Origin of the sequence: Acinetobacter sp. NRRL B-65365 (genome assembly GCF_001605865.1) — a bacterium.
GTDB classification, from domain to species: domain Bacteria; phylum Pseudomonadota; class Gammaproteobacteria; order Pseudomonadales; family Moraxellaceae; genus Acinetobacter; species Acinetobacter vivianii.
On record NZ_LRPD01000042.1, the window covers coordinates 51,849 to 59,242 of the forward strand.

A 7,394-nucleotide genomic window follows, 5' to 3' on the forward strand; every position below is an offset into this window, starting at 1 on the left:
ATCACCCAACCCTATTTTTCCGTTTAATTTCAAATATAGATTAATCATCAGGATGATCGACATGACTTATAATATTAAAAGCATGGCTGTGATTGGTGTCGGTATTATGGGCAGTGGTATTGCTCAAATTGCTGCTCAGTCAGGTCATACCACTTATTTATATGATGCCAAAGCAGGCGCGGCAGAACAGGCTAAAGAAAAACTGGCTGCCACATTTCAAAAGTTAGTCGACAAAAATAAAATTACATCTGAGCAGGCAGCAGCGGCAAATAACCATTTGATTGTTGCTCAGCAAATTGACGATTTAAAAAATTGCGACCTTATTGTAGAAGCAATTGTTGAACGCCTCGATATCAAACAAAGTTTGATGCAGCAGCTTGAAGACGTCGTTTCAGAAAATGCAATTTTAGCCTCGAACACCTCTTCTCTGTCTATTACAGCCATTGCTGCAAACTGCAAAAAACCTGAACGTGTTGTGGGTTATCACTTTTTTAACCCAGTTCCACTCATGAAAGTGGTCGAAGTCATTCGTGGTTTAAAAACTGACCCACTTATTATTGATGCCTTAAATGATCTGTCTCGCGCATTTGGTCATCGCCCTGTTGTTGCGAAGGACACCCCTGGATTTATTATTAATCACGCCGGTCGAGCTTATGGAACCGAAGCGCTTAAAATTTTAAATGAAAACGTCTGTGACATCAGTGAAATTGATCGAATTTTACGTGATGGCGTTGGTTTTAGAATGGGTCCTTTTGAATTACTCGATTTAACTGGCCTTGATGTTTCTCATCCAGTCATGGAGTCGATTTATCATCAGTATTATGAAGAAGCCCGTTACAAACCAAATCCACTGACCAAGCAAATGCTAGACGCTAAGCAACTTGGACGTAAGGTTAATCAAGGTTTTTATAACTACGAAACTGGTTCAAAAACAGGTGAACAACCTGCCAAGTTTGTAGAGCGTTTAGCGCAATATCCCAAAGTTTGGATTGCGGCAGATTTTTTAGATGATAAAAAACAGCTCGAAGATTATTTAACTCAGCAAAATATTGCTCTAGACACCAACGCTGAACCTCAAACAGATAGTTTATGTTTACTCGCTTGTTATGGTGAAGACACAACTCAAACAGCTACTCGCTTAGGGGTTACCCCAGAACAAGCCGTTGCTATAGACATGCTGTATGGCATTGCCAAGCACCGTACCTTGATGCCTTCACTTGTTACAAAATCTGAATACCGACAAGCCGCTCACTCTATTTTCAATCTAGATGGAAATCTGGTGAGTATGATTAATGAAAGTATCGGCTTTGTTGCACAGCGCGTTTTAGCGATGGTGATTAATCTAGGCTGTGATATTGCCCAGCAAAATGTTGCCACGGTAGATGACATTAATGCCGCGGTGCGTCTTGGTTTAGGTTATCCGTTTGGACCAATTGAATGGGGCGATCAAGTCGGTAGCGAAAAAATCTTACTCATTCTGAACCGTATAACAGCACTTACGCATGACCCGCGCTATCGCCCTAGTCCGTGGTTACAGCGTCGTGTCGCACTTCATTTACCTCTTACTTTTACTCACGAGTCTTGAAAAGGAATTTCTCAATGTTAAATGCATATATTTATGATGGTTTACGCAGTCCATTTGGCCGTCATGCAGGTGAACTTGCCTCAATTCGTCCTGATGATTTAGCCGCAACTGTCATTCAAAAACTACTAGAAAAAACTGGTGTGCCGGGCGCGGATATTGAAGATGTGATTTTAGGGGACACCAATCAAGCGGGTGAAGATAGTCGTAATGTGGCGAGAAATGCATTATTACTTGCCGGCTTACCTGTCACTGTACCGGGCCAGACGGTAAACCGTCTATGTGCTAGTGGTTTAGGTGCCGTAATTGACTCGGCACGTGCAATTACTTGTGGTGAAGGCGAGCTCTATATCGCAGGTGGTGTAGAAAGTATGTCGCGCGCACCTTTTGTAATGGGTAAAGCCGAAAGTGCTTATAGCCGTGATGCAAAAATTTATGACACTACCATTGGATCTCGTTTTCCAAATAAAAAAATTATTGCTCAGTACGGCGGACATTCAATGCCTGAAACGGGTGATAACGTTGCAGCCGACTTTGGTATTAGCCGCGAGCAAGCTGATTTATTTGCAGCTCAATCACAAGCCAAATATCAAAAAGCCAAAGAAGAAGGTTTCTTTGCTGATGAAATTACTCCAATTGAGGTTTTCCAAGGCAAAAAATTACCGCCTAAACTCGTTTCAGAAGATGAACACCCTCGCCCAAGCTCAACTGTTGAAGCACTCACAAAGTTAAAACCTCTATTTGAAGGTGGTGTGGTTACAGCTGGTAATGCCTCAGGGATTAATGACGGTGCAGCAGCACTTTTGATTGGTTCAGAAGCTGCCGGTCAAAAATATGGCCTAAAACCAATGGCAAAAATCTTATCAGCCGCAGCTGCGGGTATTGAACCGCGCATTATGGGTGCAGGCCCAATCGAAGCTATTAAGAAAGCCGTTGCGCGTGCTGGTCTTACTTTAGATCACATGGATATTATTGAAATTAATGAAGCCTTTGCTTCACAAGTTTTATCTTGTTTAAAAGGCTTAAATGTTGATTTTAATGACCCACGTGTAAATCCAAACGGTGGTGCGATTGCGGTTGGTCATCCACTTGGTGCATCTGGCGCTCGTCTTAGCTTAACAGTAGCTCGTGAGTTAATTCGCCGTAAAAAGAAATATGCTGTGGTGAGCCTTTGTATTGGTGTAGGTCAAGGTCTTGCAATGGTGATTGAAAACGTTGCATAAACGTTGAACCCGATATCCATTCATCACAACAGCGCAGTGATGAATGGATTTATTTTGCAGAGCGAAATATAATGGCAAAACTATTGCTTTAATTATATTTGAGGATCGAATGTCTCAAAACATGGAAACTGAAAAACCAATAAATTTTGATGAGATACGTTTAGATCCTATTTCGCATATACATCGGGAAAACAACCCGCAATTTATTGCTTCTTTAGCACGCGGTTTAGAACTTTTAAGATGCTTTTCTGCAAATAATCAGGTGCTTGGTAACCAAGAATTAGCAAAAATGACGGGTTTACCTAAACCGACCATTGCACGTATTACCAATACCCTTGTGTCATTAGGCTATTTAAAACAATTGCCTAACTCAACTAAATACACATTAGACATTGGTGTTTTATCTTTAGGATATGCAGCATTATCTAATATCTCGATTCGTAATATTGCTCATCAATATATGGAAGAATTGAGTCAGTATGTTCAGGCTCCTGTGGCGATGGCAACGCGTGACCGATTAAATATGGTGTATATCGATGTTGTACAAATTGAAACTGCATTAAATATGCGCCGTCCAATTGGGTCAACCTTACCACTCCATAGTAGTTCAATGGGTCGAGCTTGTTTAGCTGCAACTCCTGAACGTGAACGCAACTTTCTACTCGATGCACTGAAACAAAAGAATTCCGAAAACTGGCCAGCCATAAAACGCTCTTTAGAACGAGCTTTCCGTGATTACCAAGATTATGGATATTGTTTGTCTTTAGGCGAGTGGCATAAAGAAGTGAACTCGGTGGCTGTACCTTTGGTCAGCTCCAAACACGGTCTTTATGTTTTTAACTGTGGTGCGCCAAGTTTTCATTTAAATCCAGAAAAACTTGAAGGTGAAATTGGACCACGTTTAATCCACATGGTGCACAATATTCAAGATGCCTTGAATGAAACGCACTAACAATCGTGCTTAAAACAATCATGGTTGAGTTGATTAAAATTCCACTTTCATTATGACTAAGGCATGATGAAAAACGCACTCTATACCCCAACCATTATTTTAATGGCAATTGCTGCAGGCATTTGTACAGGCGGAAATTATTTTAGTCAGCCACTCATTCACTCAATTAGTGTAAGCCTAGATTTAACTGAAACAACTACAGCGTGGGTGCCCACTCTAGCCCAAATCACCTACGCATGTGGCTTACTCTTCTTAATGCCATTAGGGGACATAATAGAAAAGCGCAAGCTACTATTTATCTTTATGTTATTGGCTTCAAGTGGATTAATTATTAGCGGTTTTTCGCACAATATTTATCTTTTACTACTTGGCACCGTCATTACTGGTCTATTTTCCAGTTCAGCCCAACTGTTATTGCCCCTTGCTGCAAGTCTGGTTCCGATTCAACAAAGCGGCCGTGTGGTTGGCTTTTTACTAAGCGGACTGATGATGGGTGTTTTACTCGCCCGTTCCCTTTCAGGGCTTATGTCTACACTTTTCGCTTGGAATATTATTTATTTGGTCAGTGGTTTTCTATTACTTGTTATTGCCTTTATTTTGCATCGTAATATCGGGTTATTTCCACCAACCAAATCTGAAAACTATGTAAAAACTATTCGCTCTTTACCACAGATTTTTATTCAAAATCGGCGTTTAAGAACCAGAACTTATATTGGTGGTTTTACATTTGCTTGTGTGAGTTTAACCTTTACCACAATGTCGTTGCTACTGGCTCCAGCGCCCTACTTTTTTAGTGACTTTACCATTGGTCTTTTTGGTTTTGTTGGCGTGTTAGGGACTTTCGTTGCTAATTTCTCAGGCAAATTTATTGATCAAGGCTATATTCATAAAATTTCGATTTATTGCGGCATTGGGCTAATTTTAAGTTGGATTCTTTTTTCACTTTTACCCTACCATTTCGTCTTTTATATTATTGCTTTACTCATTCTCTACGCTTCTCTTTCTGCTGTTCATGTTACTAATCAAAGTATTGTATTTAAACTGAATCAAGAATTACGCTCACGATTTAATGCGATTTATATGACAGGTTACTTTGCTGGCGGCGCATTAGGCACAACAGCGGGAAGCTATGCTTGGAAACACTTCGGATGGATAGGTGTCTGTATTTTAGGCTTAATTTTTGCCGTGCTATGTCTTTATTATTGTTTATGTGATGCAAAAAAACCAGCATAAATATGATGCTGGCTTTTTTAAAATGAAGAACGCGCTTAACTAATTTCGGTACGAATATTATTCACCATATGTAAAAGACGTGGTGCGATATCTTCTTCAAGCTTCTCACGGTTCATAATAAAACTTGGACCGCCACAGTTAAATACCAGTAAACCATGCTGTTCATGAATTAATGGAACAGCAACCGAGTTGACATCTTTATGCCATTCACCCACTGAAAAACAATAGCCAAAATCCTGATAGTCTTTAAAGGCTTTATCTAAATCACGGTTAATCTTGATCCAGTCTTCTTTATGCTTGCTGCGAATCGCATCAAGTAAAAATTCTCGTTCATCTTCAGGCATTGCAGCTAGGCAAGCACGCCCCATCGAACTCAAATGAATCGGTAAATAAGTACCGACCTGACGGCGCATGGTCATATTGCCTTTGCCCTGTACCACATCCAGATAAATCATATTCAGACGATCACGTGTTGCCATTGCAACCGCAGCACCTGCATAGTCAGCCAAATTCTTCATATAAGGATGCGCAATAGAACGAATCGATACATTGGACAGCATGGAATAACCAAAAGCCAAGACACCCACAGAGAGCTGGAATTTGCTCGAATTCGGGACTTGCTTGATATATCCCAAACGAGACAAAGTATGCGTGAGACGAGTAATCGTTGGCTTCGGCAAACCTGTCATTTGCGCCAATTCCTGATTGCCCAGATGCTGATGTTTTGGAGTGAAGCAGCGTAGCAGCTCTAAACCACGAGCTAAAGCCGTAATAAATTGGCGGTCATTTTCATCTTGCATGTCTTCAATCGGATGTAACAACTCATGCCTTAAAGGCGCTAATAGTTTTTCTGTTTGTTCTGCATCTACGGCATCATTCATGATTTTACCAATCTAAATATTTGTTTCGCACTGCGAAAATTATAATCTATTTTTTCTATAATAAACAGTTAAAGCTCATCCATGAATATCTAAACAACAAAGTTAAGTACAATCAAAAAGCAAAGTCAAAATACAGATGCATTTTGACTTTGGTACATTCGTTATCCAATAATTCCTTTCAGCTTTAATTCATCCAGTTTTTCCTGAGAAAGAACCCGGGTTAAAATCGTATCAGTATGCTCACCCAATAAAGGTGGCGCAGTTTTATACTCAACTGGCGTTCTTGAAAGTTTGATCGGCGATCCAATCACGGTGAGCTTTTCACGTTGCGGATGCGGCATATCAACCAGCATTTTTCTTGCAATCACTTGCGGCTCTTGAAAAGCCTGCTCCAGATTATTGATCACCCCAACTGGAACTTTGGCCGCATAAATTGCTGCAACCCACTCATCGGCAGTCTTTGTTAAAAAATGCGCTGATAAAATCCCAATAATTTCATCACGATGCTTGATTCGGTCCGCATTTCGGGTAAAACGCGCATCATTTGGTAAATCGGGTAAACCAATACTTCGACAGAGTTGAATAAACTGAGTGTCATTGCCACACGCAATAATAAAATCACGATCAGCAGCTTTAAACACCTGATATGGCACAATATTGGCGTGTGCATTACCATAGCGCACAGGGACTTTCCCAGAGGACAGATAGTTCATTCCCTGATTGGCCATAGTGGCAATCTGCACATCCAGCAGCGCCATATCAATATACTGGCCTAAACCTGTCGCATGGCGGTTCAGTAAAGCCGCCTGAATAGCAATGGTCGAATAAAGTCCTGTCGCCAGATCAGAAAATGCCACACCTACTTTTTGTGGGCCACCTCCTGCTAAATCATCCTTTTCACCTGTGATGGACATCAGCCCACCCATTCCCTGAATAATAAAATCATAGCCAGGCTCTTCTGCACGTGGACCATCTTGTCCAAAACCCGTAATTGAACAATAAACTAGACCAGGATTGATTGCTGACAATGCAGCATAATCCAGCCCATATTTTTTCAGCGAACCAGCCTTATAATTTTCAATGACAACATCCGTATCCTGAATTAAAGCTTTGATCAGTTCCTGTCCTTCAGAAGTGGCAATATCGATTGCAACTGAGAGCTTATTACGATTTGTCGACTGATAGTAAGCTGCTTCTCGTGTGTCAGATCCAGCATCATCCTTCATCCAAGGAGGTCCCCAAGATCGGGTATCATCTCCGACCTTTGGTCGTTCCACCTTAATCACTTCTGCGCCCAGATCAGCAAGTATCTGCCCACACCACGGTCCAGCAAGTACCCGACTCAAATCAAGTACACGAATTCCATTTAAAGCGCCCATGTTTATCCTACTCACCTGTGCTTAATTTCCTATAGGAAAACTTACTTCACATAAGTTTCGCATAGCGATATATATTTTTAATATACAAACAAGATTTTAAAAAATCAAACCTTAATTTCCCATCAAAAAATATGATTTTTATTC

Annotated in this window: 5 protein-coding genes and 1 pseudogene; 4 read left to right on the plus strand and 2 right to left on the minus strand. The window is 40.8% G+C overall.

Features of this window, described 5'->3' with window-relative positions; all coding sequences use genetic code 11:
* Positions 1–61: 61 nt before the first annotated feature.
* The 4 genes and pseudogenes from AWW72_RS14395 (at position 62) to AWW72_RS14410 (ending at position 5,033) form a co-directional block, all read left to right on the plus strand.
* Positions 62–1,585 (plus strand): 3-hydroxyacyl-CoA dehydrogenase, encoded by a 1,524-nt coding sequence (locus AWW72_RS14395; protein ID WP_062847803.1) that lies wholly within the window; start codon positions 62–64, stop codon positions 1,583–1,585.
* A 14-nt stretch (positions 1,586–1,599) separates the two neighbouring features.
* Positions 1,600–2,805: a 3-oxoadipyl-CoA thiolase gene (locus AWW72_RS14400; protein ID WP_047428443.1), complete on the plus strand. Its 1,206-nt coding sequence runs from the start codon at positions 1,600–1,602 to the stop codon at positions 2,803–2,805.
* A 109-nt stretch (positions 2,806–2,914) separates the two neighbouring features.
* On the plus strand, positions 2,915–3,757 hold the full coding sequence (locus AWW72_RS14405; RefSeq protein ID WP_047428446.1) for an IclR family transcriptional regulator: 843 nt from the start codon (positions 2,915–2,917) through the stop codon (positions 3,755–3,757).
* Between the two features lie 63 nt (positions 3,758–3,820).
* Positions 3,821–5,033 (plus strand): annotated as a pseudogene (locus AWW72_RS14410) (MFS transporter).
* On the opposite strand, the gene AWW72_RS14415 reads toward AWW72_RS14410, so the two are convergent.
* Together AWW72_RS14415 and AWW72_RS14420 are read right to left on the minus strand one after the other, a co-directional pair.
* A complete protein-coding gene (locus AWW72_RS14415) occupies positions 5,026–5,871 on the minus strand; it encodes an IclR family transcriptional regulator (RefSeq protein ID WP_005258332.1) in 846 nt (281 codons plus the stop codon). The pseudogene AWW72_RS14410 and the gene AWW72_RS14415 sit on opposite strands and share 8 nt — an antisense overlap.
* Positions 5,872–6,032: 161 nt before the next feature.
* On the minus strand, positions 6,033–7,250 hold the full coding sequence (locus AWW72_RS14420) for a CaiB/BaiF CoA transferase family protein (protein WP_062847805.1): 1,218 nt from the start codon (positions 7,248–7,250) through the stop codon (positions 6,033–6,035).
* Positions 7,251–7,394: the final 144 nt, after the last annotated feature.